This is a genomic window from Micromonospora zamorensis (genome assembly GCF_900090275.1).
Classification (GTDB): domain Bacteria; phylum Actinomycetota; class Actinomycetes; order Mycobacteriales; family Micromonosporaceae; genus Micromonospora; species Micromonospora zamorensis.
Genome location: NZ_LT607755.1, coordinates 6,620,026 through 6,645,073, shown reverse-complemented (window position 1 = coordinate 6,645,073; position 25,048 = coordinate 6,620,026). Strand labels below are relative to the sequence as shown.

At 71.9% G+C, this 25,048-nt stretch carries 23 protein-coding genes and 1 riboswitch; of the genes, 12 read left to right on the top strand and 11 right to left on the bottom strand.

The genetic code is table 11. The features are described 5' to 3' along the window. Window positions 1–123 precede the first annotated feature (123 nt). Window positions 124–1,374 carry an HNH endonuclease signature motif containing protein gene (locus GA0070619_RS29915; RefSeq protein ID WP_088951108.1) on the top strand — a complete coding sequence of 417 codons (1,251 nt, stop codon included), beginning with the start codon at window positions 124–126 and terminating at the stop codon, window positions 1,372–1,374. A 307-nt stretch (window positions 1,375–1,681) separates the two neighbouring features. Beyond that, window positions 1,682–3,790 (top strand): HelD family protein, encoded by a 2,109-nt coding sequence (locus GA0070619_RS29910; RefSeq protein ID WP_088951107.1) that lies wholly within the window; start codon window positions 1,682–1,684, stop codon window positions 3,788–3,790. Here the strand turns inward: GA0070619_RS29910 and GA0070619_RS29905 are convergent. The 4 genes from GA0070619_RS29905 to GA0070619_RS29890 are packed head-to-tail and all read right to left on the bottom strand — an operon-like array spanning window position 3,779 to window position 6,062. Further along, a complete protein-coding gene (locus GA0070619_RS29905) occupies window positions 3,779–4,390 on the bottom strand; it encodes a hypothetical protein (protein WP_088951106.1) in 612 nt (203 codons plus the stop codon). The two genes, GA0070619_RS29910 and GA0070619_RS29905, sit on opposite strands and share 12 nt — an antisense overlap. Then, entirely contained in the window at window positions 4,387–4,734 is a 348-nt protein-coding gene (locus GA0070619_RS29900; protein WP_088951105.1) for a YbaB/EbfC family nucleoid-associated protein, read from the bottom strand. Before GA0070619_RS29900 ends, GA0070619_RS29905 begins: the two co-directional genes overlap by 4 nt. Before the next feature lie 9 nt (window positions 4,735–4,743). Then, entirely contained in the window at window positions 4,744–5,670 is a 927-nt protein-coding gene (locus tag GA0070619_RS29895; RefSeq protein ID WP_088951104.1) for a WXG100 family type VII secretion target, read from the bottom strand. Beyond that, window positions 5,667–6,062, bottom strand: a complete 396-nt coding sequence (locus tag GA0070619_RS29890; protein ID WP_143743148.1) for a WXG100 family type VII secretion target — start codon at window positions 6,060–6,062, stop codon at window positions 5,667–5,669. Before GA0070619_RS29890 ends, GA0070619_RS29895 begins: the two co-directional genes overlap by 4 nt. A gap of 131 nt (window positions 6,063–6,193) precedes the next feature. Between GA0070619_RS29890 and GA0070619_RS29885 the strand changes: the two genes are divergently transcribed. From GA0070619_RS29885 to GA0070619_RS29865, 5 genes are all read left to right on the top strand, one after another. After that, window positions 6,194–6,820 carry a transporter gene (locus tag GA0070619_RS29885; RefSeq protein ID WP_088951103.1) on the top strand — a complete coding sequence of 209 codons (627 nt, stop codon included), beginning with the start codon at window positions 6,194–6,196 and terminating at the stop codon, window positions 6,818–6,820. A gap of 8 nt (window positions 6,821–6,828) precedes the next feature. Continuing rightward, entirely contained in the window at window positions 6,829–7,140 is a 312-nt protein-coding gene (locus GA0070619_RS29880) for a transcriptional regulator (protein ID WP_088951102.1), read from the top strand. Beyond that, a complete protein-coding gene (locus GA0070619_RS29875) occupies window positions 7,137–8,132 on the top strand; it encodes an ABC transporter ATP-binding protein (protein ID WP_088951101.1) in 996 nt (331 codons plus the stop codon). Before GA0070619_RS29880 ends, GA0070619_RS29875 begins: the two co-directional genes overlap by 4 nt. A 10-nt stretch (window positions 8,133–8,142) precedes the next feature. After that, on the top strand, window positions 8,143–8,880 hold the full coding sequence (locus GA0070619_RS29870; protein ID WP_088951100.1) for an ABC transporter permease: 738 nt from the start codon (window positions 8,143–8,145) through the stop codon (window positions 8,878–8,880). A gap of 94 nt (window positions 8,881–8,974) precedes the next feature. Beyond that, window positions 8,975–9,739: a VOC family protein gene (locus tag GA0070619_RS29865; RefSeq protein ID WP_088951099.1), complete on the top strand. Its 765-nt coding sequence runs from the start codon at window positions 8,975–8,977 to the stop codon at window positions 9,737–9,739. On the opposite strand, the gene GA0070619_RS29860 is transcribed toward GA0070619_RS29865, so the two are convergent. The 4 genes from GA0070619_RS29860 to GA0070619_RS29845 all read right to left on the bottom strand — a co-directional run bounded on the left by GA0070619_RS29860 (window position 9,689) and on the right by GA0070619_RS29845 (window position 14,941). After that, a complete protein-coding gene (locus GA0070619_RS29860; RefSeq protein ID WP_088951098.1) occupies window positions 9,689–10,525 on the bottom strand; it encodes an ABC transporter ATP-binding protein in 837 nt (278 codons plus the stop codon). The genes GA0070619_RS29865 and GA0070619_RS29860 overlap by 51 nt on opposite strands. 104 nt (window positions 10,526–10,629) lie before the next feature. Beyond that, window positions 10,630–11,691, bottom strand: a complete 1,062-nt coding sequence (locus GA0070619_RS29855; RefSeq protein WP_172862255.1) for a FecCD family ABC transporter permease — start codon at window positions 11,689–11,691, stop codon at window positions 10,630–10,632. 76 nt (window positions 11,692–11,767) lie between these two features. Then, on the bottom strand, window positions 11,768–12,697 hold the full coding sequence (locus tag GA0070619_RS29850) for an ABC transporter substrate-binding protein (RefSeq protein WP_088951096.1): 930 nt from the start codon (window positions 12,695–12,697) through the stop codon (window positions 11,768–11,770). A gap of 84 nt (window positions 12,698–12,781) precedes the next feature. Continuing rightward, window positions 12,782–12,904: riboswitch (cobalamin riboswitch) on the bottom strand. 156 nt (window positions 12,905–13,060) lie between these two features. After that, the gene (locus GA0070619_RS29845) at window positions 13,061–14,941 is read right to left on the bottom strand and encodes a M14 family metallopeptidase (protein WP_088951095.1); all 1,881 of its coding nucleotides are present in this window, start codon (window positions 14,939–14,941) and stop codon (window positions 13,061–13,063) included. 211 nt (window positions 14,942–15,152) lie between these two features. On the opposite strand from GA0070619_RS29845, the gene GA0070619_RS29840 reads away from it, so the two are divergent. Beyond that, entirely contained in the window at window positions 15,153–16,490 is a 1,338-nt protein-coding gene (locus GA0070619_RS29840; protein WP_088951094.1) for a C39 family peptidase, read from the top strand. A 115-nt stretch (window positions 16,491–16,605) separates the two neighbouring features. Here GA0070619_RS29840 and GA0070619_RS29835 read toward each other — a convergent pair whose 3' ends face one another. The 3 genes from GA0070619_RS29835 to mqnE all read right to left on the bottom strand — a co-directional run bounded on the left by GA0070619_RS29835 (window position 16,606) and on the right by mqnE (window position 18,606). Then, window positions 16,606–16,902, bottom strand: coding sequence for a DUF4229 domain-containing protein (locus tag GA0070619_RS29835; protein WP_088952144.1), 297 nt, complete (start codon window positions 16,900–16,902; stop codon window positions 16,606–16,608). Between the two features lie 73 nt (window positions 16,903–16,975). Continuing rightward, window positions 16,976–17,413: a hypothetical protein gene (locus tag GA0070619_RS29830; RefSeq protein WP_088951093.1), complete on the bottom strand. Its 438-nt coding sequence runs from the start codon at window positions 17,411–17,413 to the stop codon at window positions 16,976–16,978. Window positions 17,414–17,436: 23 nt separating this feature from the next. Further along, entirely contained in the window at window positions 17,437–18,606 is a 1,170-nt protein-coding gene (gene mqnE, locus GA0070619_RS29825) for an aminofutalosine synthase MqnE (protein WP_088951092.1), read from the bottom strand. A 237-nt stretch (window positions 18,607–18,843) separates the two neighbouring features. Between mqnE and GA0070619_RS29820 the strand changes: the two genes are divergently transcribed. The 4 genes from GA0070619_RS29820 to GA0070619_RS29805 all read left to right on the top strand — a co-directional run bounded on the left by GA0070619_RS29820 (window position 18,844) and on the right by GA0070619_RS29805 (window position 25,044). Then, window positions 18,844–20,406 carry a C40 family peptidase gene (locus GA0070619_RS29820; protein WP_088951091.1) on the top strand — a complete coding sequence of 521 codons (1,563 nt, stop codon included), beginning with the start codon at window positions 18,844–18,846 and terminating at the stop codon, window positions 20,404–20,406. A 114-nt stretch (window positions 20,407–20,520) separates the two neighbouring features. Next, complete coding sequence (locus tag GA0070619_RS33645; RefSeq protein WP_088951090.1) at window positions 20,521–22,182, top strand: hypothetical protein; 1,662 nt, start codon at window positions 20,521–20,523, stop codon at window positions 22,180–22,182. Between the two features lie 197 nt (window positions 22,183–22,379). After that, window positions 22,380–24,317, top strand: coding sequence for a DEAD/DEAH box helicase (locus GA0070619_RS29810; RefSeq protein WP_197699579.1), 1,938 nt, complete (start codon window positions 22,380–22,382; stop codon window positions 24,315–24,317). Between the two features lie 106 nt (window positions 24,318–24,423). Continuing rightward, window positions 24,424–25,044, top strand: coding sequence for a putative glycolipid-binding domain-containing protein (locus GA0070619_RS29805; RefSeq protein ID WP_088952142.1), 621 nt, complete (start codon window positions 24,424–24,426; stop codon window positions 25,042–25,044). The last annotated feature ends 4 nt before the right edge of the window (window positions 25,045–25,048 follow it).

The window sequence follows — 25,048 nt, the reverse complement described above, 5'->3', positions numbered from 1 at the left end:
AGCCTGCCACTTCGGTGACCGACTCAGCTCGGGTCAGCGAGCCGGCAATGTCGGGTGGATTGGGTTGTTCCGCGTCGATCAACACGGACCGAAACTGTCGTACACCTGTTCTAGTCTCTGTCTATGTTGAGGGCGTTGGCGCAGGCGGGCGGTGCCGTCGACGACTGTGCCGGCACCTCGCTGTGGGCGCTCTCCGACGACGACCTGCTCGCGTGTCTCGACGCGACCCACGTGCTGGCGCAGCGGTTGGCTGCCGTCCAGCTCGGCCTGGTGCGCGAGGTCGACTCTCGCGGCCTCGCGGTCGCCCAGGGCGCCTCGTCCACCTCCGTCTGGCTGCGGGAACGGCTGAGGCTTTCCAGTCGCTCGGCCCGGCAGTTGGTCCAGCTCGCCGCCGCCGTCGACGCGGCACCGCAGGCGGTGCGTGACGCACTGCTCAGCGGCGCGATGACCGTCGAGCAGGGTCGGGTGGTGGCAGAGACGATCGCGGCCCTGCCGCCCGAGGCCGGCCCTGAGGTGGCGGACAAAGCCACTCAACTGCTGGTCAGCTGGGCCGACCGCTTCGATCCGACCATCCTCAGCCGGCTCGGGGAACGCGTCCTCACGCACGTCGCACCGGATCTGGCCGACCAGGCCGAGCTGGCCGCCCTCGAAAAGGCCACCGAGCGGGCCGTGGCCCGTCGGCACGTCACGCTCTCCGAGCAGCAGGACGGGCAGGTACGCCTCAGCGGCAACCTCGACACCGAAACCGCGAGCCTGCTACGGGAGGCGATCGACAGGCTCTGCGCCCCGGCCGGTGAGCACGACGACCGCAGTCCCGGTCAGCGCCGAGCGGACGCGCTGGGTGAGGTCTGTCGTTTGGCGCTGCGCACCGGCCAGCTGCCCGACAACGGCGGCGACCGGCCGCAGCTCGTCGTGACCGTGTCGCTGGACGAGCTGGTCAACGGCGTACGCGCCGGCACCCTGGAGACCGGAACACCCCTCACGCCGGGCGCGATCCGCCGTCTCGCCTGCGATGCGGGCGTGCTGCCGGCGGTGCTGGGCGGCGACAGTCAGGTTCTGGACGTCGGGCGCCAGCGTCGGCTCTTCAACGGCCCGTTGCGCCGAGCACTCGTGCTGCGCGACGGCGGTTGCGCCTTTCCTGGTTGTGATCGGCCATCCCGATGGTGCGACGGTCACCACGTCCGGCACTGGGCAGACGGCGGAGCCACCGCGCTGGGCAATGCCGTGCTGCTCTGCGGCCACCACCACCGGCTCATCCACCGCGGCGACTGGCTGGTCCGCATCGCGCCCGACAGCCGGCCGGAATTCCTCCCGCCCAGCTGGCTCGACCCGCTACGCGCACCACGACGCAACCTCTACCACCGGCGCTGCTGACACCCGGCAGACGTGCCGTCGCCCCCCGAGAACGGGATCAACCACCCGGGCCGACCGCTGACGTCGGGGCAGCGTGTTGCCACCCGACGACACGCCCACTTTCGTGCGCCGCGCCCGGCGACACGCCCTCTCGTACGGATGGTCGCGTGGGTAATTCGGTGGAACGGTCAGGCTGGGGAGCGTAGGGTTGCAGCCCGCTTGACGGCCGAGGTGATCTGCACCGGAACGGACGTCTTCGCGCCGGGCGGCCGGCCATCCGCCCCCGGACACGCGAGCGCGCAGCAGATGTGAACGATGGGACGTCAGCATGCCCGCACTTGACCTCGACACCCACCTCGACACGGATCTGGCCGCCGAACGCACGCACCTTGCAAACTCGCGGGCAGCGCTACGCCGGATGCGGGAGCGGGCCGAAGCCCTCTTCTCGACCGGTGACCAGGTTGCCGGCGACGCCTACGCGGCCGAGACGCTGGGTCGCACCCTGGCCCGCCGGGTGGCCGAGCTGGCGGACGACCCGACCACGCCGCTCTTCTTCGGTCGCCTCGACTTCACCGGAACCACGGACCACGAAACCACGGACAACGCGACCGCTGACGACGCGACCCCCAGCAGCGGCAGCGGTGATCATGAAGGCCGGCGGTACCACGTGGGGCGGCGGCACGTCACTGACGAGCTTGGCGAGCCGTTGGTGCTGGACTGGCGGGCACCGGTCTCCCGGTCGTTCTACCGGGCCAGCGCGCGGGATCCGCAGGGGGTGGCCGTCCGGCGGCGGTTCGGGTTCAGCAACGGCGTGCTGACCAGCTTCGAGGATGAGCGGTTGGATCGGGGCGAGGAACTCGGTACGACCAGCCGGATCCTCACCTCCGAGATCGAACGACCACGCGTCGGGCCGATGCGGGACATCGTCGCGACCATTCAGCCGGAGCAGGACGAGCTGGTCCGGGCCGACCTGGCCGACTCGATCTGTGTGCAGGGAGCACCGGGGACCGGCAAGACGGCTGTCGGCCTGCACCGGGCCGCGTACCTGCTGTACCTGCATCGGGAGCGTCTGCGACGGGCCGGTGTGCTGATCGTCGGACCCAACCGGGCGTTCCTGTCGTACATCGCGGCAGTGCTTCCGGCGCTCGGCGAGGTCGAGGTCGAGCAGGCCACGGTGGAGGAGTTGATCTCCCGGGTGCCGGTTCGGGCGGTCGAGGCGCCGACGGTCGCCACGCTCAAGCACGACGTACGCATGGCGAGCGTGCTGCAACGCGCGGTGCAGGCACAGATCGACACGCCCACCGAGTCGATCACCGTGTCGGACGGTTCGTTCCGGTGGCGGATCGGGCTGGAGCCGTTGCACCGGATCGTCGAGGAGACCCGTCGGGAAGGTCTGCCGTACGGCACCGGCCGGGAGCGCGTCCGGGCGCGGGTGGTGAGCCTGCTGCAACGGCAGGCCGAGGCCCGCCGGGCCGAGTCGCCCGGTGATGCCTGGCTGCGTCGGATGAGCCGCTGCCGCCCGGTGGTCGACTTCCTGGACGCGGTCTGGCCGGCACTCACGCCGGAAGGGCTGGTGCACAGCCTGCTCTCCGACCCGGATCAGCTGGCCGCGGCGGCGGACGGCCTGCTCAGCGACGAGGAGCAGGCGTTGCTCGTCTGGGCGAAGCCGGCTCGCACCCCCAAGGCGACCCGCTGGACCGCCGCCGACGCGGTGCTGATCGACGAGGCGACCGGGCTGCTGGAACGACCCTCCGGGTTCGGGCACGTGGTGGTGGACGAGGCGCAGGACCTCTCCCCGATGCAGTGTCGGGCCATCGCCCGGCGCAGCGAGCACGGCTCGATCACCCTCCTCGGTGACCTGGCCCAGGGCACCGCGCCGTGGGCGGCCACGGACTGGAAGGAGTCCCTCGCCCACCTGGGCAAGCCGGACGCCGTGGTGGTCCCGCTGACGATCGGTTTCCGGGTGCCAGCCGCGGTGGTCGCGTTCGCGAACCTGCTCCTTCCGGCGCTCGCTGTGGACGTACCGCCGGCCGAGTCGCTGCGGCACGACGGCGGCCTGGACGTGCGTACGGTGACCGATTTGACCTCGGCGACGGTGGCGGAGGTGCGCTCGGCGCTCGCGCACGACGGCTCGGTTGGTGTGATCGCCGCGGACGACGCGGTCGACGGGTTGCGCGCCGCACTGGCCGATGCCGGTGTCGCGACCGCGACCGCCGACGACGTGGCGGCCGCGGAGCGGGTCACCCTGGTGCCCGCGACGCTGGTCAAGGGCCTGGAGTACGACCATGTGGTGGTGGTCGAGCCGGCCGCGATCGTCGCGGCCGAACCGCGTGGGCTGCACCGGTTGTACGTGGTGCTCACCCGAGCGGTGTCCCGGCTGGCGGTGCTGCACCACGAGCCGCTGCCCGCGCCGCTCGTCGGCGGGTCAGCCGGCTGACAGGGCCGCCGCGATCTCCCGCAGGGGGCGGCCGGAGTCAGCCAGTGGCACGTGGAACGACAACCACGACCCGTCGGCAAAGTCGATCCGCAGCCGCTTCCAGTTCAACCGGTACCGGCCGACCCGGGCGGTCACGGCCGTGCGCGGCACCGACCCGAGCAGCTCGATGTCGGCCTGCGCCCGTTCGTCCGCCGCTGAGCTGGAGAGCAACCCGACCGGTGCTGTCGCGCCGACCAGCAACCGCTGGTCGGTGACCCCCAGCACGATGTCGCGGACGCCGGAACCCTTCGCCGTCACGGTCAGGGCGTGGTGCAGCAGGGAAGCCTGCGAACCTGGTTCGCCTCGACCTCCGACGCCGAAGAAGAGCCAGTCGACGGCGTCGTCCGCCCGACCGAAGGTGATGTTCGGCGACAGCACGTTGAGCAGGGCACCCAGGAAGCCCGGCCCACCCGGGGCGGGTGGCGCCGACGGCTGCGGGGGCGCCGCCGGGGTCAGCCCTCCCCCCGCTCGGACCCGGGCCACCGCACGCACCTGCTCTCCGGCCGCTAGCAGCCGGGTGATCCCCTCGACGTACCGCGCCTGACTGCCGTCGACCGTCATCGGCGCTCCTCGTGGTCGCCGGGCCGGCGCGGGCCGGCACCTGGCTCCCCGATGACCTCACCGACCAACTCCCGGACCTGGGCCGCAGCGGCCTCCTGCGCCCGGTTGGCGGCTGCGGTGAACTCCTCGGCCAGGCTGTAGGAGTCCAGTCGCATCGCCCGCGCGTTCAGCTCCGCAGAAACGATCTTCCCGTCGGCGGCGGCGGTGACGCGCACCAGGCCGGAGTCGCTCACCCCCTCGGCGCTGGTCTGCTCCAGCTCCGCCATCCGGTCGGCGAGCTGCTGCTGCCAACCGTCCAGGTTGCGGGCCAGCGCCTCGATGCGGTCCAGGGCGGGGAAGGTCATGGCTGCCTCTCAGTTCACGATGGAGTCGAAGACATTCTGCACACTCTTGGTGTATGGGCCCAGGTCATCGCTGTACGTGCCGTCCACGAGGTAATTGCGGTCCTTCTGCCCGTCGGAGATGTCGTGCAGGCCCACACCGGTGTCCAGCAGTGCGCCGCCGAAGCCGGGAACGTTGACCGGCGAGACCTGGTTGATGACGAACTTGCCGGGAAAGAGGGTCTTGAACTTCTCGATCTGGAAGGCACGCCCCTCCGGCGTCCAGCCACCCTTGGTAAGCAGCTTGTACTGCTTTTTCCGCTTCTTGAGCTCCATGACGGTGTTGGCGTACTCGCGCAGCTGCCCGGCGACTTTGCCCAACCGAGTGGCGAGGCGGGTGAGCACCTCGGCGAACCGGGCGACGATCTTGACCATCCGACCCACGGTGGTGGCCAGCCGGGCCAGCACCCGGACCACAGTGGCTGCCAGCGAGACGCCGGCGCTCAGCGCCGCGGCCACCGCCGCGATGATCACCTCGGTGAGGAACCAGAGCAGGAACTCGAGGATCAGCTCGACCAGCAGGTTGAACGCGTCGACCGCCGCGTTGGCCGCCTCGACCAGCACGTCCTTGGTGCCGTCGAGCCCTCGGGCCAGCTCCTCGATCGCCTTTTCCACCGACTCCATCGAGGCATGGAAGCTCTCTGCGGCGTCGCCCTTCCAGTTGCCGCGCAAGCGGGCCCGGTCGGCGATCTGGTCGCCTGCGATCTCCCGGACCGCCGCGCCGGTGTCCAGGCAGACCTGCGCCGCCCGCATCAGGTCGTCCGGTTCACCGGCGACCAGTTCCAGCAGTTGCTCGAACGGCCAGAGCACCGCGTTGGAGAGCGGCTTGAAGGGCTCCGGAGTGCCCGACACGATCTGCTCGAAGTAGGTCTTGTTGCGGTGCAACGCCTCCGTGCTCACGCGGGCACCGGCCCGCTCGGAGCGCCGGTGCCACCCGACCAGGGGCCGGGAGCGATGAGGTCGGGAGCTGGCGGGCGGCCGGGCACGAACATGTCGGTGTTGGCCACGTCGGTGCCGGTGTAGGCACCGGCGGTGTCGCTGACCCCCTCCGCGATGTCCGCCATCATTTCGGCGCCGTCGGCGAGCCCCTGGAGGCACGCCTCGAACTGCTCGGCGTACGCGGCGGCGAGGCCGAACGACGCCGGCATCACCCCGAACGCGTGCCGGGGCACGTGCCCGTCGCCAAATGAACGGTGCAGCTCGCGGAAGCGGGCCGCCCGGTCGTTGGACGTCTTGGCGAACGCCGCCAGCGCCTCCGGCTGGACCTCCAGGTCTCTGCTCGGGCTCGACACGGACCCTCCCCTGTGTCCTGTGCGACCGGTCAGCCGCCACGGTTCCCCACCATAGGCACTGCGCGCCGCTGTCGTAACCCGGACGCCGAGCGGGACACCGCGTTCGGACTTTGCATCGTAAAGTAGTTTGCGTGGACCTAGACGATGACCTTCCACCCGCCGACGCGGCAGCGGCGCTCCGGCTGATCCAGGACCAGCGGTCCGCGACGGCACGGCGTCTCGACCCCGACGCCCGCCTGGTCTACTGGCCCTGGGGAGTCGCCTGGCTGGTCGGCTTCGGGCTGTTCTTCCTGCGGTTCTCCCCCGACGACCGGGAGCTGCTCCGGCTGCCGAGCTGGCTGCCGCTGACTGTTCTCTTCGCGCTGCTCGTGGCAGCCGGAGTGATCCAGGCAGTGGTCAGCACACGGGCCTACGGCCAGGTGATCGGTGACTCCGCCCAGCGTGGGCGTTGGTATGGGTGCACGTGGGCCCTCGGCTCCGTGAGCATCTACGCGGGGCTCGGCCGGATCTCCGAGTACCTACCGGACGATCTGGCGGGCCTGGTCTGGTCGGCGACCGCCGTCGGGCTGACCGGCGCGCTGCACATGGCCGGTGGAGCGATCTGGCTGGATCGGGACCTTTTCCGGCTGGGCGTCTGGATCAGCGTGATCAACCTGGCCGGTGTGATCGCCGGGCCCGGCTGGCACGCGCTGGTCATTGCGGTGGCCGGCGGCGGCGGGATCCTGGTCGCTGGCGCGATCGCCCGACGGCGACAGTGACACCGCCGATGAGCGAACTGGACCCGGTCATCCACGCGCAGGCTCGGCTCCGGGTGGTCGCCAGCCTCTCCGCTCTCGGCGACGGCGACCTGATCGCCTTCCCCCGGTTGCAGGAACTGCTCGCGATGACCGCCGGCAACCTCTCCGTGCACCTGCGCAAGCTCGAGGAGGCCGGCTACGTGGAGATCAGCAAGACCCACCGTGGACGCACCCCGGCAACCCTGGTCCGGCTCAGCCGGCGGGGCCGGCTGGCGTTCGAGGAGTACACCGAAGCGATCCGCACCCTGCTCGATCCCACCCCGTCGAAGGAGCAGTCATGACCCTCGCCCGCGCCGACCAGGCCAGTCGCCGGTACGGCGACGTCCTCGCCCTCGACCGTGTCGACCTGGAAGTCCGGGCCGGTGAGCTGGTCGGCCTGCTCGGCCCGAACGGCGCCGGCAAGAGCACACTGATGAACCTGCTGGTCGGCCTGCGCCGGCCCAGCTCGGGGCGGGTCGAGCTGTTCGGCGGCGACCCCCGCGACCCGGCGAACCGGCGGCAGATCGGGGTCACCCCGCAGGAGACCGGCCTGCCGGGCACACTGCGCGTCGGTGAGGTCGTCGATTTCGTCTCCGCGCACTACCCGGCCCCGGTGCCCCGCGGTGAGTTGCTCGACCAGTTCGGCCTGGGCGACCTCGCCCGACGGCAGACCGGAGGCCTCTCCGGTGGGCAGCGTCGCCGGTTGGCGGTGGCGTTGGCATTCGTCGGCCGACCCCGGCTGGTGCTGCTCGACGAACCGACCACCGGTCTGGACGTCGCCGCCCGGCACACCCTGTGGGAGGCGATCCGCGCGTTCCACGCCGACGGCGGCACCGTGCTGTTGAGCAGCCACTACCTGGAGGAGGTGGAGGCGCTGGCGCACCGGGTGGTGGTGATCGGGCAGGGCCGGGTGCTCGCCGACGACACGGTGGACGCCGTGCGCGGCATCGTCGGCGTACGCCGGGTCAGCCTCGTCGCCGACCACCTGCCCGACCTGCCCGGCGTCGTCCGCACCGAACGGGTCGACGGCCGGCTGCACCTGCTCACCACCGACGCCGACGAACTGGTCCGAGCGCTGGTCACGGCCGGAACGGCCTTCACCGACCTGGAGGTACGACCGACCTCGCTGGAGGAGGCGTTCCTCGCCATCACCAGCGGGGACGCGCCCGCCGGGGACCAGCCGGCCACCGAAGGCCGAGCCACCACCGCCGCTGCCGGCGGCCGAGCCACCACCGCCGCTGCCGGCGGCCGAGCCACCACCGCCGCTGCCGGCGGCCAACCCACCACAGTCTGAGGAGGCCACCGTGCAGCTCGCCCTGGTTCACGCCCGCTACCAACTCCTGGAGATCATCCGGATTCCGGTGGCCGTCGTCGGCAGCGCCTTCTTTCCGGCCGCCGCCATGATCTTCTTCGTGGTGCCGTTCGCCGGCGACGACGCGGCCGGTGCCACCTTCGCCACCGCGTCGATGGTCACCTTCTCGGTGATGAGCGCCAACATCTTCCAGTACGGCGTCGGCGTCGCCGAGGACCGCGACCAGCCCTGGAACCCGTACACCCGGACCTTGCCGGCCGGGCCCGCGCCCAGGTTCGCGGGCCGGGTGCTGGCCGGCCTGGCGCTCACGTACCTCTCGCTGATCCCGGTCGTGGTGATCGGCGCGACGCTGACCGCGGCCCAGATCACCCCCGCGGCCCTACTGCTGACCATCGGCACCGTGGCCGTCATCTCGGTGCCGTTCACGCTGATGGGCCTCGCGATCGGCTACTCGCTGCCCAGCAAGGCGGCGATCGTCGTGGCGCAGGTCGTCTTCCTGCCGCTCGCGTTCGGCGGCGGCCTGCTCTCCGCGCCGGGTGAGGCGCCCGGGTTCATCGAGACGATCGCGCCGTACCTGCCCACCCGGGGCGCGGCCGAGCTGATGTGGTCGGCGGTCGGCGAATACCGCGTCGAGCCGCTGGCGATGATCATGCTCGGCGTCTGGGTGGTGCTGCTCGCGGCACTCGCCGGCTGGGCGTACCGACGGGACGAGGGTCGCCGGTTCAGCTGACGATTCGTCCGTTTCCGCCCCGGGCCGCCGCGGGACGGTGCCAGGATTCCGGCAGGGGGTCGCCGTGACCGCCCGGGCCGAGAGGGGTCTTGACGTGAGCACCGTCCCGCCAGGTACGCCCTGCTGGGCCGACCTGGCCACCCCGGACCTGACCGAGGCGCGACGCTTCTACCCGGAGCTGTTCGGCTGGACCGGCCGGGTGACACCGGAGCCCGAGGCGGGCGGCTACACGGTCTTCCTGCTCGACGGCAGGCCGGTGGCCGGGGCCGGGCCACCGGCGATCCCGGACCAGGTGCCGATCTGGTCGACGTACCTGGCCACCGACGACGCGGAACTGGTCGCCGGCCGGGTCGAGCGGGCCGGCGGCCAGGTCGTCGTGCCGCCGTTCGAGGTCTTCGACCGGGGCTGGATGGCCGTCTTCGCCGACCCGGCCGGCGCCACGTTCAGCGTCTGGCAGCCCTTGGCCATGGCCGGGGCCGAAGTGTTCAACGTGCCGGGCGCGATGAGCTGGAACGAACTGGTCACCCCCGACCCCGAGGGCGCGAAGGTCTTCTACGAGCTGGTGTTCGGCTGGCAGCCGGACGACCAGGCGGTGGGCCCCATGACGTACACCGGCTGGCGGCTCGGGACGCAGATCGTCGCCGGGATGATGCCGCCGCTGGCCGACGACTTCCCGGCCGACCTGCCCGCGTACTGGACGGTGTACTTCGCGGTGACCGACGCGGACGCCGCCGCGGCCCGCGCCGCCGAGCTGGGCGGAACGATCCTGGTCCCGCCCCGGGACATCCCGGCGGGCCGGTTCGCAGCCCTACGCGACCCCCAGGGCGCCCTCTTCTCCGTCATCGACCTGGGCCCCTGACCCGGACGATCTGGCGCGGGGGCGGACCGGGACCACCAGTGGGCCGTGGGTGCCGGGGACGACCCGGACGCTGGCCCGGTAGTGGGTCGCCAGCAGGTGCTCGGTCAGCACCTCGGACGGGGTTCCGGCGGCCACCACCTGACCGCTGGCGAGCATCACCATCCGGTCGGCGTACTCGCCGGCCAGGGAGAGGTCGTGCATCGTGGCGAGGACGGTCAGGCCGTGCTCGCGGCGCAACTGGTCGACCAGTTCCAGCACCTCCTGCTGGTGCCCGATGTCGAGCGCGCTGGTCGGCTCGTCGAGCAGCAGCAGCGTCGCGCCCTGGGCGAGTGCCCGGGCGAGGAACACCCGCTGCCGTTCGCCTCCGGAGAGGGTGGCCAGCTCACGGCGGTGGAAGCCGGTGAGGTCCAACCGGCCGAGCACCTCGTGCACGGCGTCGAGGTCGGCGGCCGACTCCCGGCCCAGCGTGGGGATGTACGGGGTGCGGCCGAGCAGCACGTAGTCCAGCACCGACATGCCGGGCGGCACCACCGGCGACTGTGCCACGGTGGCCACCACCCGGGCGCGGTCCCGGCGGCGCAGCGCGGTGCTCGCCGTACCGAACAGGGTGATCGCCCCCGGCGCGGGCAGCAGGCCGCCGACGGCGCGCAACAGGGTGGACTTGCCGGCGCCGTTCGGGCCGATCACGGTGACCCACTCGCCGACGGCGACGGTGAGGTCGACGCCGGTCAGGATCGGTGTGCCGCCGAGGTCGACGTGCAGCCCGCGCACCTCGACGGCCGGCACACCGCCGTCACCACCCCCGGACGAAAGACCCCCGGACGAAGGACCGCCGGACGGAAGGCCGCCAGGCGGACGACCGCCGGGCGGGCCGGCGGCGGGCTCGCGGCTCACGTGAGCACCCGTCGGGCGGTCCGCAGCACGATCACGAAGAACGGGCCGCCCAGCAGGGCGGTCACCACCCCGATCGGCACCTCGGACGGAGCGGCGACGGTGCGGGCCACCACGTCGGTCAGTGCCAGGAACGCACCGCCGAACAGCAGTGACAGCGGCAGGATCGCCCGGTAGCTCGACCCGGCGAGCAGCCGGACGGTGTGCGGCACGATGATGCCGACGAAGCCGATCAGGCCGGTCGCGGAGACCGCCGCAGCGGTGCCCAGGGAGGCTGCGGCGATCAACAGGTAGCGGGTGCGCTGCGGGTGCAGGCCCAGACTTCTCGCCTCGTCGTCACCGACCGCGAGGACGTCCAGCTCACGGCGGTGCAGCAGCACCACCACAGTGGTCAGAGCGGCGTACGGCAGCACCAGCAGCACGTCGTGCCAGCCGGCGGTGGCCAGCCGGCCGAGCAGCCAGGAGTAGACCGGTTGGATGCTGTCGGAGTGTCGTTGCAGCAGGTAGGTCTGCCCGGCGGAGAGGAACGCGGAGACCGCCACTCCGGCCAGGATCAGCATCGCCGGCGAGCCGCCGCGCCCGCCGGCCGCGCCGAGCACGTAGGTCATCGTGACGGCGAGCAGTGAACCGGCGAAGGCTGCCAACGGGATGGTCATCGGCAGCCCGGAGATCGCGCCCTGCCGGCCGGCGCCGCCGAGGGCGATCGCCGCGGTGACCGCGAGGCCGGCGCCGGCGGCCACGCCCAGGAGGTACGGGTCGGCGAGCGGGTTGCGGAAGACGCCCTGGTAGCAGCCGCCGGCGAGGGCGAGCAGCCCGCCGACCAGCAGGCCCAGCACCACCCGGGGCAACCGCAGCTCGGTGACGATCGCGATCTCCCGCTCGGAGAGACCGCTGTCGAGGTGCACCCCCGGGATCAGGTTGAGCAGCTCGGCCGCGACGCTGCCTGCAGGCAGGCTGACCGGGCCGAGCGACACCCCGGCGACGAGCGCGACGAGCACCGCGAACACCCCGGCGACCAGCCACCGCTTGCGCAGCCCGGCGGGCCGGGCCCTTGACGGCAGCCCGGCGGGGCGCGGCGTGGACGGCGGTCCGGCGGACCGGGCCGCGGGAAGCGGCCCGGTCACCGACGGACGACGGTCACGCGGGCACCTTGGCGACCGCGTCGATGATGACCCGGAGCAGGTCCACGACCCGCGGCCCCCAGCGGGAGGCGACGTCGTCGTCCAGTGCGATCACCTGGCTGTTCTTCACCGCGGTGAGCCCGGACCAGCCGCTGCGCGCCTTGACCGAGTCGGCGTTCTGCTGGCAGCACTTGGAGTCGGCCAGGAAGACGAAGTCCGGGTTGGCCTTGACGATGAACTCCTGGGACAACTGCGGGTAGCCGGCGCTCTTGCCGTCCGCGTCGGCGGGGTCGGCGATGTTGGTCAGACCGATCTGGCTGTAGAGCGTGCCGATGAAGGTCTTGCTGGTCGCGCTGTACAGCTCGGGGCCCAGCTCGTGGTAGTAGGTGAGCTTCTCTGCGCGCTGCGGCACGTCCTTGACCAGCTTGGCGATGTCGTCCTTCATCCGGCTGGCGACGTCGGTGGCCTGGTCGGCGTGCCCGGTCAGCGTGCCCAGCTCGGTGATCTGCCGGTACGTGTCGTCGAGCGTGGTGGCCGCCGGGGTCTGGTACACCGGGATCTTCAGCTTGCCGAGCTGCTCGACGATCTTGTTGCGGTCGTCGGAGAGCACCACCAGGTCGGGGTTCTTGCCGGCGATCGCCTCGGCGTTCGGCTGGAAGGCGGAGATGTCGCTCTTGGGCGCGTCGGCCGGATAGTTGGACTGGTCGTCGACGGCGGTCACCTGCGGGCCGGCACCGATCGCGAAGAGCATCTCGGTGGCGGTCGGCGACAGCGCGACGATCTTCTCGGGGCGCTTGTCGAGGGTGAGCGTGCCGACCGTGACCGGGTAGGCGGCGGCCGCGGTGCCGGTGGTCGGCTTGTCGTCGGCCTTCTCGGCGCAGGCGGCGAGGGCCAGCGCGGCGACCGCGAGGGTCGCGGCGAAGAGCCGAGGGGTACGTCTGAACATGGGGCCTCCTGTCGGTCGAGGAGTGTGGTGCTTCGCCGACAGGACTTTCGTACGCCCGCCCACGAGGCGCCCTTCCTCGAGAGCGCGTTTCGCGACCGATCCGCAGGCGACCTGGCTCGTCCCCACCGTCGGGTGGGGCATCACAGTTGCGGGACAGCGCCGGGTTTCGCACCGGCTTCGCTGCGGACTGGTCGGTAAGACGGTAGCGCACCGCCGGGACGTGCCGGATCGATCACGCGCCGATCGCCGCGAGTCGATCCCCCGGAACCGTCACACGGTGACCGTCGGAGGGCGTATGTCCGAGTTGGTGGTGTTCGGAAACGGGTGGTGGGGCCCCGCGGGGCGGAGCGGGGCCCCACCCGATCAGGAGGACGTGATGGTGACGTTGTCCACAGCCGCCTCTACCAGGCTGGCGCCGGAGGCGTCCGCCGCCTCAACGAGGATGCGGACCGACTGCCCGGCGTACGGGGTGAGGTTGAGGTTGGCCACCGCCCAGCTCCCGTTGCGGTTGGTCGCCGCGCCAGCCTGGGTGAGCAGCGCGGTGGTGCCGCCGTTGTGCACCACGCTCACCCGCAGGTAGTCCGCCGACGAGGCGTTCGAGCCGTGCGCCAGGTACCAGGCCAGCGAGAGGCTCAGCGTGCCGGACGACGGCAGGGTCACCGCCGGGGACCTGGCACTGGTCACGCCGCCGTCGACGTCGTAGTCACCGGCCGCCGAACCGGCGAGCCGGCCGGTGACCAGGTCGTTGGATCCGGCGTACGGGGTGAGCTGCTTGGCGCCGGAGGACGTGGTCGCCTGGGCGGCGCCCCGCTCGAACGCGCCGAGGGTGGCGGTGTCGGTGCCGGACGGGTTGATGGTCCAGCCGGTGGCGGTCTCGAAGGTGTCCGACCAGACCGTGGTGCCGCCACCGCCGCTGCCGCAGTACTGCGCCTGCTTGCCGATGGCCCGGTACGGGCAGTCGGCGTACTCGCTCAGCAGCAGCACCGCCTCCCGGTTGCGCGAGGTCTGCGCTGGGATGACCTCATCGGGCGGGTAGAAGCCGCCACCGCCGGACGAGCCCGGGTACATCTCGAAGGTGTACGCCCAGATGTTGTGGGTGGCCCACATCCAGTCGAGGCTGTCCCCGTCGGTGATGTAGAGGTCGCTGGACTGTTCCGGGGTGTAGTTGTTGGTGGCCGCCATCTGCTGGCCGATGGTGGCGAAGGTGTTGTACTGGTCCGCGTTCATGCCCGTCGCGGTGTTCGCCGTCGTGTAGCCGTAGGGCCAGAGCACCAGCTGCGAGTACGTGTGGAAGTCGATGTTGGCCTTGATCTGCTGCACGCCACCGACCACCCGACCGTTGACGAAGTTGCGCAGCGCCTGCGTCTCGGGTGCGGAGAACGCCGACGGCCCCCGGTAGGTCTCCGACGAGGTGGTGCCGGACGAGCCGCCGCAGCAACCCCAGTTGTAGGACCAGTTGCGGTTCAGGTCGGTGCCGACGTTGGACGAACCACTGTTGGGCTGCCGGTTCTTGCGCCAGGACCGGTACGACCCGGTGGCGATGTCGTACTCGCTGCCGTCCGGGTTGACCGTCGGCACGATCCAGATCTCCCGGCCGTTGACGATGTTGGTGATCCGGGAGTCGGAGCCGTAGCTGTCGGTGAACAGGTTGAGCAGGTAGATCGCCATCTCGACGGTCAGGTGCTCACGGGCGTGCTGTTGGGAGTTGAACAGGATCTCGGGCTCGTTCTCGTCGGTGCCGACGTTGTCGGAGATCTTCACCGCCATCAGGTCGCGGCCCTCGTACGACGAACCGATGCTGATCTTGCGGGCGATCGCCGGATGGTCGGCGACGACCTGGTTCACGACGGCGGTCAGTTCCGCGTAGTCGTGGTAGTTGGAGTCGGCGGGCGGGAAGGCCATCGTGCCGATCTCGCCGGCGCCGCGCTCGGCGTTGGGCGGCGGGGCCAGCGGTTCCAGCCGGAAGCCGAGCTTGCCGATCTCGGCGGCCTCACCCGCGGTCGCCGAGATGTGCAGGACTCCGTGTTCGGAGTAGTCGATGGCGGCTCCGGTGCGGGCCACCGCGTTGCGGTCGGCGAGGGTCCGGGGGCCGAGCACCCGGTAGCTGGCGGCGGCCGGCTCGGTGGACCGGTCCGGTGCGGGTCGGGCGGCGACCGGACCGGCGGCGACGGTGACGATGCCCAGCCCGGTGACGACGGCGAGCACCAGGACGCGGCGGAGAGGGATGGGCGTGCGGAGGGCCATCAACTACCTCCTTGATCGGCGGGAGATCCCGCTCGGTGAAGCACACTTCACCACCTGTCACATGGTCATATCAATATCCTTCGCTGCCTTGTCCATCCCGAGCCGATCATCCCGGCGGCAATGATTTTCCACTCAGGAACATCTGGCGAAACTTCCCTCCAAGCGGGAAACTGACCAGCGACGATGCCCCTCTCGACACCGCGGAGCACCCATGGCCAGATCCCGCCTGCACGCGGCCGCCCTCGCCGGCGTCACCGCGCTCACCCTGCTCGCCACCAGCGCGCCAGCGACGGCGGCCCGCCCGCCCGCCGCCACCCACGACGAGCAGATCACCTTCCAGGACTGGTCCGGGCCCGCCGACTGGCACCGGGGCAGCCGGTCCGGCACCCGCGTGGTGCCCGGCGCCCGAGCGGGCCTCACCCTGGCCCGTCCGGCCGGCACCACCGAGTACGCCGACCCGCACACCGGCACCACCCGCACCTGGGAGTACGGCACCTGGACCTCACCGGTGACCCGGGTCGGGTTCGACGCCAGCGAGCTGATCGCCTCCTGGAACGCGGAAACCCCCGCCGGCACCTGGATCCAGGTGGAGATGCAGGGCAGCTACACCAGCGGCGACCAGACCCCGTGGTATGTCATGGGTCGCTGGGCGTCCGGCGACACCGACATCAAGCGGACCAGCGTCAACCGGCAGGGTGACCCCTGGTCGACGATCTGGACCGACACCTTCAGCATCGACGACGCCACCGCCGGGGTGCTGCTGCGGTCGTACCAGCTGCGGCTGACCCTCTACCGGGCACCCGGGCAGACAGCCGCACCGGTGGTGCGGATGCTCGGCGCGATGAGTTCCACAGTGCCGGACCGGTTCACCGTGACCCCGAGCGCCGGGCACATCGCCTGGGGCGTCGAGCTGCCGGTGCCGCGCTACTCGCAGAACGTGCACTCCGGGCACTACCCCGAGTACGACGGCGGCGGCGAGGCCTGGTGCTCACCCACCTCCACCGAGATGGTGGTCGAGTACTGGGGTCGCAAGCCCTCGGAGGCCGACACCTCCTGGGTGGACCCGACCTACCCCGACCCGACGGTCAACCACGCGGCCCGGATGACCTACGACTACGCGTACGACGGCGCCGGCAACTGGCCGTTCAACACCGCGTACGCAGCCAGCTTCCCGGGGCTGGAGGGTCGGGTGACCCGACTGCACTCGCTGGACGAGCTGGAGCGTTTCATCGCCGCCGGCATCCCCGTCGTGACCAGCCAGTCCTTCCTCGCCAGTGAGCTGGACGGGGCGAACTACGGCACCTCCGGGCACCTGTTCGTGGTGGTCGGCTTCACCGCCGACGGCGACGTGATCGTCAACGACCCGGCATCGTCCAGCAACGACGTGGTGCGCAACGTCTACAAGCGCGCGCAGTTCGAGCAGATCTGGCTGCGGACCAAGCGCACCAACGCCAGCGGCGGCGTCTCCGGCGGCTCCGGCGGCATCGCGTACCTGATCAAGCCCACCTCGAAGCCCTGGCCCAAGGTCCCCGGCTCCACCAACTGGTAACCCACCAACCCCTGCCACCCGGCCCCTGCCACCCGGCCCCGCGCCGCCCCGCTCAACGCGGGTGATCAAGAGGTTTGCGTCACCGGAACCCAGTTCCGTGACGCAAACCTCTTGATCAACGCGGAGTGTCCGGGCCTTCGGCCGGGCGGGTGGGGTTGGGGTTGGGGCTGTCTTCGCCGGCCAGGGCGCTGCGGAGGCGCTCCTTCTCGGTGCGCCGGCGCTCTGCGGCGGTGCCCATCTCCTCGGCCATCTCGTCCCGCCAACCGCGCAGCAGGAAGAAGGAGAGCGCGGCGGAGAAGGCCAGCGCCAACATCAGCTTCAGGAACACGTTCATGTCGATCAGCCAGAGGCCCGCCAGCACGGCGACGAACAGCCCGATCCGGCCCAGCGTGTACTTGAGCGCGGCGCTCACCCGTACCACTCCGTTCTCTCCGTCGCCCGCCGATGTCGGCGGGAGGGTCGATCCGCCCGGCGGGCGGTCGCGGTCAGCCGGTTCGGCGGGCCAGCCAGCGGACGCCCGGGAACCAGAGGGCCGCGTACGCCACAGTGAACGCCGCCGCCGCCAACGCGCCGGAGAGCAACGGTGGCAACCCGGAGCCCAGACCGGCGATCAGCAGCCCGACGAACACCCCGACTGCGGCGGCGACCAGCGCAGCCACCACCCGGGCCGCGCCGAACCCCCAGGCCCGGAAGTCGTCCCAGAACAGCCACGCCGGCAGGATCACCGCCAGCCAGCCGTTGGTGTGCCCGAAATCACCGGCGCCGATCGAGGCGAACGCCCAGTCGAACAACACCAACGCCAGCACACCGATGACCAGGCCGGCCAGGCACACCCCGAGCAGATCGCCGAGGGTACGGATGCGCCCCTCGGCGTCCCGGCGGGGAAACCCACTCTGCTGCTCAGGTTCGCGTTGCTCGGTCATCGACTGCGAGGGTACGTGGTGGCTCAGGCCCAGACCTGCTGCGGCTCGGCGCGCCGCTCGGCCAGCGACGGGGCCTTGTCGTACTCCCGGACCACGTTGTAGCGGGTGTCCCGCTCGACCGGCTGGAACCCGGCGTCCCAGATCAGGTGCAGCAGGTCCTCGCGGTGCATCGTGTTCGGGGTGCCGTACGAGTCGGCATCGTGCGTGATCTTGTATTCGACGACGGAGCCGTCCAGGTCGTCCACGCCGAAGTTCAGCGAGAGCTGGGCCACCGACAGCCCGTGCATCACCCAGAAGTTCTTGACGTGCGGCACGTTGTCGAAGAGCAGCCGGGAGACGGCGAACGTCTTCAGCGACTCGGCCGGCGAGGCCATCGTGGTGCGCGCCTGGATCCGGTTACGGATCTTGCCGTCCGCCGAGTCCACGAAGTCGTGCTGGTAGCGCAGCGGGATGAAGACCGCGAAGCCCCCGGTCTCGTCCTGGAGCTCACGCAGCCGCAGCACGTGGTCGACCCGGTGCCGGGGCTCCTCGATGTGGCCGTACAACATCGTCGCCGGGGTCTTCATGCCCTTGCGGTGCGCCAGGGCGTGGATGCGCGACCAGTCTTCCCAGTGGCATGCGTGGTCGACGATGTGCTGCCGGACCTCCCAGTCGAAGATCTCCGCGCCACCGCCGGTCAGCGACTCCAGACCGGCGTCCATCAGCTCGTCGAGGATCTCGTCGGCGCTCAGACCGCTGATCTTCTCGAACCACTGCACCTCGGTCGCCGTGAAGCACTTGAGCTTGACGTTCGGCAGCGCCGCCTTCAGCTCGCGCAACACCTTGGGGTAGTAGCGCCAGGGCAGGGTCGGGTGCAGGCCGTTGACGATGTGCAGCTCGGTGAGCTGCTCATCCTCCATCTCCTTGGCCTTGCGAACCGCCTCGTCGATGCGCATCGTGTATGCGTCCTTCTCGCCCGGCTTGCGCTGAAACGAGCAGTACGCACAGGACGCCGAGCAGACGTTGGTCAGGTTGAGGTGCCGGTTGACGTTGAACATCACCCGGTCACCGTTGAGCTCGGTGCGCTTGTGGTGCGCCAACCGGCCCAGCCACGTCAGGTCGTCGCTGTCGTAGAGGGCGACCCCGTCCTCCCGGGTCAGCCGCTCACCGGCGTACACCTTCGCTTCGAGCTCACGCTTGAGTCCGGCGTCCATGGCACGTCCCTTCCACCTGCGGTCCTCGTCGAGCGTACGTCGGGACGCCGACAGCCACGGCGGCACGGTCGCCGGCAGCGATCCACTTCACCAGACTCTCAGCCTCCTGTAACCCGGAGATGCATCGACATCACTGCCGTCGTGCGGTAAGACAGAACGGGGCGGAACCACACACTGGTACCGTCCCGACCGCCGCGCCCACCAAGCGCGGTGACGGACTGCGGGACGGGGAGCGGAATGGTCGACAGCGGGCGCGGGCGACGGCAGCGACGACGGAACCCGGTGATCTCGCCGGTGCTGCGTCCGAAGCTTTGGGCCGCCCTGCTCGGCGCGATCGCCGCGGCCGTGCTGTCCACCCCCGCGTACGCCGAGCCCGGATTGCCGACCACCGTGCCGGACACCGGTTCCCGCCCCGCGGTGACCGGTGCGCTTCAACTGCCCGGTGGCGCTCCCGTCGCCGGTGTCCCGGTCCCGCCGGTGGTCAACGTGGGCACGGGTCCGCTGGCCGCCGCCATCTCCGCCGGCGAGGCCCAGGTCGGCGCGCTCGGCGAGACGCTGTTGCTGACCAAGCAGAAACGCGTCGACGCCAAGGCGCAGCTCGACGCGGCCGGCAAGACACTGGCAACCGCGCAGGACGCCCTGCTCCGGGCCCAGCAGGCGGCCGACGCGGCCGCCGCCGACGCCGTAAAGGCAGCTGCCGCGCTGCCGGACAGCGACCTCGCCCAGGACATCCGCGAGCTGAACCGCCTCCAGCAGATCACCCGGGGCCAGAAGGTCGACGGCGGCACCACCGGCGTGGCCGGGGAGCTGTCCCGGGCCCGCAGCAACGAGCAGCTCGCCTACCAGGCGCACGCCGCCGCCAAGATCCGCGTCGACTCCGTCGAGGCGGAGTTCACCGCCGGCGAGGCGTCGCTCCGCACGGCCGAGGCGAGCCTGCTCAAGTTGCGCCGCGACAACGCCACACAGCTGATCGAGATCGAGCGTCAGCAGGAGGCCGCCGAGCAGCAGATCGGCGCCGGCTACGTCTCCAACCAGAACATCAGCGGCATGGCCGCCCACCCGCGGGCACTTGCCGCGGTCCGGTACGCGCTCGCCCAGCTCGGCGACCCGTACAAGTGGTCCGAGGAGGGGCCGAACCAGTTCGACTGCTCGGGTCTGATGTGGGCGGCGTACCGGTCTCCCGGCGCCGACTACTTCGACCTGCCCCGGGTCTCCCGCGACCAGTACGCCGCCACCCGGGCCCGGACGGTGCCGCAGAGCGCGCTACTCCCCGGCGATCTGCTCTTCTTCGCCTCCGGCAGCAGTTGGACGACGATCCACCACGTCGGCATGTACATCGGCAACGGCAAGATGGTGCAGGCGCCGACCACCGGCGACGTCGTCAAGATCTCGGTCGTCAGCTGGTCCCGCCTGTACGCGGCGACCCGGGTCATCGGCGCGGTGCCGGGACCGATCGTGTCGATCCCGACCCCGCCGGTCACGACGCCCAGCAAGCCGCCCGTGAAGCCGACGCCCACCGTGAAGCCGACGCCCACCCCGACGAAGTCGGCCACCCCGACGCCGACGGGTTCGGCCACGCCGAAGCCGACCGGCAGCGCGACGCCCACGCCGAAGCCGACGCCCACGCCGACCGAGACCACCTCGCCGAGCTCGCCAGCCACCCCGAGCAACACGCCGACGACCCTGCCCCCGCCACCGACCAACGCCCCGAGCAGCTCATCACCGGCGACCACCCCGAAGGCCACCACGAGCGCGTCGGGCGGCGACAGCCCGTCGGGCAGCCCCAGCACCGCTGGTTGATCCGCCACGACCGGCTCCGGCTGTCCGGTCGGGGCGATCTGTGGCACCGTGACAACCAGGCACATCCGACTCGACGTCACGAGTCCGGGTGCGAGCATGGCGCGGAGGGCGGAGATGGCCGAGCAGAAAGATCCGGCGGAGACTGTCGACCCTGTGGTCGACCAAGCCGACCCGCCAGGGCTCGGCACCGGCGACCCGGTGTCTCCCACCGAGGCCGCCCCGGTCAGCCCTCCCGCTGACCCGGCTGCCAGCGACACGGCCCCGGCCGCCACCGGCACCGCTTCGGCCGCCAGCGACACAGCGCGGGCCGCCACCGGCACAGCGCGGGCCGCCACCGGCACGGCCTCGGCCGCCACTGACGACACCCCGTCCCCCCGTGACGACTCCGCCGACGCCGATGCCGCGCCCGCCGACGCCGACGCGGCCGACACCACGCCCGCCGACGCCGACGCGGCCGACGCCGCTTCCGTCGGCAGCGGCGTCGACACGGACGATCCCGCCGTCGGCCACGGGCAGGCGGCGCCCGCCGACGCCCGCCCGGACCAACCCGCCGCGCCGGTACGGGCCAGAGCCAGCGTCGCCACCGCCGGGGCTCTCCGCAGTGACCTGCCGGTCAGCGCCCCGGTCACCGCCACCACCTACCGTGCGACCGGCTCGGCCAGTCCGGCTGACGTGTCGTTGCCCGGGCAGCGGAACGACTCGACCGCGCCGGCCCGGGCCAGCGCCACGGTTCCCGGCAGCAGCCGGGTGACGGCCGGTGCCATCCGCACCCCGGCCTCCCGGGGGAGCACGCCCACCGTCTACGGAGCCGGACCGGTGAACCCCGAGCCGCCCGAGCCGGCGCAGCCACCGGAGCCGGCTCAGCCACCGGAGCCGTCGACTCCGGAACCGGAGCCGTCACCCACGCCTCCCGGCCCCGGGCCGACCCAACCGTCACCGCCCGAGCCGGAGCCCGCGCCGGATCCGGGGCCGTACCCGCCCGGCCCGATGCCGACGCCAGGGCCCCGACCCACGCCGCCGCCCGGTCCGGTTCCGCCCGTCCCGGGTCCACCCGTACCGCCGCCCTCGCCGGTGCCGCCCATGCCAGGCCCGCCCTCGCCGCCCATCCCGGGCCCGCCCGTGCCGCCGCCCGGTCCGCCGGTGCCCGCGCCGCCGGGTCCGCCGGGCCCGATGCCGGCGCCGCCGTTTCCGCCTCCGCCGGCGATGACCGACACGCCCGGCGTACGAGCGAGCGCATCGGTTTCCGCACCGCCGGCCGGATGGCAGTCCACCGCCCAGGCGGCCCGCCCCGCAGCGGGCGGCGGCTGGGCCGAGGCACCCGTCTCCGCACCGCCGGTGGTGCCCGCGCCAGCGCTGCCGAGCTGGCCGCCGTCCAGCGTCGGCACTCCCCCGTCGACGGGCAGCGCCGGCGGAAACTCCCGGTTCACCGGAGGGACCGCCGGCCCTTCGTTCAGCTCCGGACAGGGCACGACCGGTGCTCGTGGTGGGCGACACAGCGGCGACACCGACCTGGCCGGAACCGTCTACGGCAGCGGCGACGGGCCGGGTTTCGCCACGATCGCGATGCCCGCCAACGCGGTGGAGAATTCCGGCTCGCTGACCGGGCACATCCTGGCCCAGGGCTGGGCCGACACGCCGTCCGAGCGGCGCAGCAACGCCAAGGTCATGATCGTCCTGGCCGCCGCTCTGGGGCTGTTGGTCGCGATCAGTGTCATGATCGTTCTGCTTGCCGGCGACGCCTTGGACGGTCTGGTCGGCGGCGCGCTCAGCGGGTGAGTCATCGGGCGGGCGTGATGGTGAGTCCGCCCACTACCGCCGGACAACCGACTGGCGGGTTCGCCGGACCGCCGTACACTGGCATAGATCACTGACCCGGCGCGCGTGGTGTGCGCCCATGGGCGGTCTTGCGGGCGATCCGGCGGCACAGCCGCGGCAGGCCATCGCGAAGATGCGCCCCGCTCGAAAGGCATTTGTTGACCACCTCTGCTGACCCCAGCACCGTTACGTCCGTTTTCCACTCAACCCCGGCGACCGACACCGCCTCGGAGCCGCTCGACGCCGCTCTGAGCGAGGCCGGCACCGCGGCGGCGACCGCCGCACAGCCGGCCGAGTCCGCGCCGGTCGAGTCCGCCGCACCGGTCGACTTCGCCTCCCTCGGCCTGCCCGAGCCGCTGGTCCGCGCGCTGGCACAGCAGGGCATCACCAGCCCGTTCGAGATCCAGCGGGCCACCGTGCCGGACGCGCTCGCCGGCCGTGACGTGCTGGGCCGTGGGCAGACCGGTTCGGGCAAGACGCTCGCCTTCGGTCTGCCGCTGATCGCCCGGCTGGCCACCCGCAACCGGGCCCGGCCGATGCGCCCCCGCGCGCTCATCCTGGTTCCGACCCGGGAGTTGGCCATGCAGGTCAACGACGCTCTGTTGCCGCTGGGCAAGGCCGTCGGCATCTTCCTCAAGACCGCTGTCGGCGGTGTTCCGTACGACCGTCAGATCGACGCGCTGCGGCGCGGCGTGGAGATCATCGTGGCCACGCCCGGCCGGCTCGGCGACCTGATCGAGCGGGGCATCTGCCAGCTCGACGACGTCGAGGTCACGGTGCTCGACGAGGCCGACCAGATGGCCGACATGGGCTTCCTGCCCGAGGTGACCCAGCTGCTGGCGAAGACGCCCGCGAACGGTCAACGGCTACTCTTCTCGGCGACCCTGGACGGCGACGTCGACGCGTTGGTCCGGCGGTTCATGACCGACCCGGTGACCCACTCCACCGCGCCGTCGACCGCCTCGGTGTCCACCATGGACCACCACATGCTGTTGATCCCGCCGCACGAGAAGTTCCCGGTGGCGGCCTCGATCGCCGCTCGGGACGGTCGGACCATGGTCTTCGCCCGCACCCAGCTCGGCGTGGACCGGCTGGTCGAGCAGCTCGCGGCGGTGGGCGTACGCGCCGGTGGGCTGCACGGCGGCAAGACCCAGCGGATGCGCACCAAGACGCTGGCCGAGTTCCGTGAGGGCCGCATGAACGTGCTGGTCGCCACGGACGTGGCGGCTCGGGGCATCCACGTCGACGGTGTCACCCTGGTGCTGCACGTCGACCCGCCGAAGGACCCCAAGGACTACCTGCACCGCGCAGGGCGCACCGCGCGGGCCGGCGAGTCCGGCGCGGTCGCCACGTTGGTGCTGCCCAAGCAGCGCCGCACCACCCTGGCGATGATGGAGAAGGCCGGCGTCGCGCCGGCCGAGACCCGGGTCCGGGTCGGCGACCAGGCGTTGGCCGAGCTGGTCGGCGCACGGGAGCCCAGCGGCGTCCCGGTTCGCCTCGAGGCGGAGCCCCGGGGCTACGGCGATCGCTCCGGCGGCTCGCGTCGGTTCGACGACCGTTCCGGCGGTCCGCGTCGGTTCGGTGACCGCACGGGCGGCGAGCGCCGCTACGGCGACCGGCCCCAGGGCGACCGCCCGACCGGTGAGCGTCGCTTCGGCGACCGGCCGCAGGGTGACCGCCAGTACGGCGACCGCCCGACTGGCGAGCGTCGCTACAGCGACCGGCCGCAGGGTGACCGCCAGCACAGCGACCGCCCCCAGGGCGAGCGACGTTACGGCGACCGGCCCACCGGCGATCGGGGCTTCGGCGACCGGCCGACCGGCGAGCGGCGTTACGCCGACCGGGACACCCGGGGTTACGGCGACCGGCCGCAGGGTGAGCGCCGGTTCGGTGACCGCCCGCAGTTCGGCGACCGGGACGGCCGGGGCGACCGGCCGACCGGTGACCGGCGCTTCGGCGACCGCGACACTCGGGGTGGTTTTCGCCCGGAGAGCCGTGTGCGGGACGACCGTCCCCGCGACGACCGGCCCCGTGAGGACCGTCCGCGTGACGACCGGCGTGGGTTCGGCGGGCGACCGCCAGCGCGTACCCACTGATTCACTGATCCACCGAACGCCGTCGCGGAGCCCAGGCTTCGCGGCGGCGTTCGCGCATGCCCTGCCGATGTCCTCCTGGTCGCGTAACGTCCGGCTCATGCCGACCATGCCGAAGACGATCTTCTGGTCCCGGACGGACACCGCCGGCAGCGAGCAGGTGCTGCTCGACGACGGTCACGGGTTGACGGCTCGGGGCACCCTGCTCGCCGTGGACCCGATCCCCTGGACCGCCCGTTACCAGCTGACCACCGCGCCGGACTGGACCACCACCCGGGTCGAGGTCGAGGCCGAAGGGCTGGGCTGGCTGCGCAGGGTGAAGCTGGAGCGAGCCACGGACCGGTGGCGGGTGACCACCGCCGAGCAGGGCGACCTGGACGCGGCACTGGTCGCGGCCGGTCACCCCCGGGCCGGCCTGCCGGGCACCGACGACCCGGACCGGCTGGCCGACGCGCTCGACGTCGACCTGAGCGGCTCACCGCTGTTCAACTCCCTGCCGGTCCACCGGCTGGGGTTGGCAGCCGAGCCGGCCGACCTGGCACACCGGATCACCGTCGCCTGGGTGCTGCTGCCCGGTCTGGAGGTGGTGGCGGCGGAGCAGATTTACAGCGGGCTCGGGCCGGGCCGGGTGCGCTTCGCCAGCGGCACCTTCACCGCCGACATCGATCTGGACGACAGCGGCTTCGTGGTGCGCTACCCCGGGCTTGCCGAGCGAATCGACCCGCGCTGACCGC

Excerpts from the sequence above, each read along its gene's own strand:
- GA0070619_RS29830 (WP_088951093.1), bottom strand. The coding sequence starts at position 17,413 with ATGACCGAGCAACGCGAACCTGAGCAGCAGAGTGGGTTTCCCCGCCGG.
- GA0070619_RS29845 (WP_088951095.1), bottom strand. The coding sequence starts at position 14,941 with ATGGCCCTCCGCACGCCCATCCCTCTCCGCCGCGTCCTGGTGCTCGCC.
- GA0070619_RS29840 (WP_088951094.1), top strand. The coding sequence starts at position 15,153 with ATGGCCAGATCCCGCCTGCACGCGGCCGCCCTCGCCGGCGTCACCGCG.
- GA0070619_RS29880 (WP_088951102.1), top strand. The coding sequence starts at position 6,829 with ATGAGCGAACTGGACCCGGTCATCCACGCGCAGGCTCGGCTCCGGGTG.
- GA0070619_RS29805 (WP_088952142.1), top strand. The coding sequence starts at position 24,424 with ATGCCGAAGACGATCTTCTGGTCCCGGACGGACACCGCCGGCAGCGAG.
- GA0070619_RS29850 (WP_088951096.1), bottom strand. The coding sequence starts at position 12,697 with ATGTTCAGACGTACCCCTCGGCTCTTCGCCGCGACCCTCGCGGTCGCC.
- GA0070619_RS29820 (WP_088951091.1), top strand. The coding sequence starts at position 18,844 with ATGGTCGACAGCGGGCGCGGGCGACGGCAGCGACGACGGAACCCGGTG.
- GA0070619_RS29900 (WP_088951105.1), bottom strand. The coding sequence starts at position 4,734 with ATGACCTTCCCCGCCCTGGACCGCATCGAGGCGCTGGCCCGCAACCTG.
- GA0070619_RS29910 (WP_088951107.1), top strand. The coding sequence starts at position 1,682 with ATGCCCGCACTTGACCTCGACACCCACCTCGACACGGATCTGGCCGCC.
- GA0070619_RS29875 (WP_088951101.1), top strand. The coding sequence starts at position 7,137 with ATGACCCTCGCCCGCGCCGACCAGGCCAGTCGCCGGTACGGCGACGTC.
- GA0070619_RS29915 (WP_088951108.1), top strand. The coding sequence starts at position 124 with ATGTTGAGGGCGTTGGCGCAGGCGGGCGGTGCCGTCGACGACTGTGCC.
- GA0070619_RS29905 (WP_088951106.1), bottom strand. The coding sequence starts at position 4,390 with ATGACGGTCGACGGCAGTCAGGCGCGGTACGTCGAGGGGATCACCCGG.
- GA0070619_RS33645 (WP_088951090.1), top strand. The coding sequence starts at position 20,521 with ATGGCCGAGCAGAAAGATCCGGCGGAGACTGTCGACCCTGTGGTCGAC.
- mqnE (WP_088951092.1), bottom strand. The coding sequence starts at position 18,606 with ATGGACGCCGGACTCAAGCGTGAGCTCGAAGCGAAGGTGTACGCCGGT.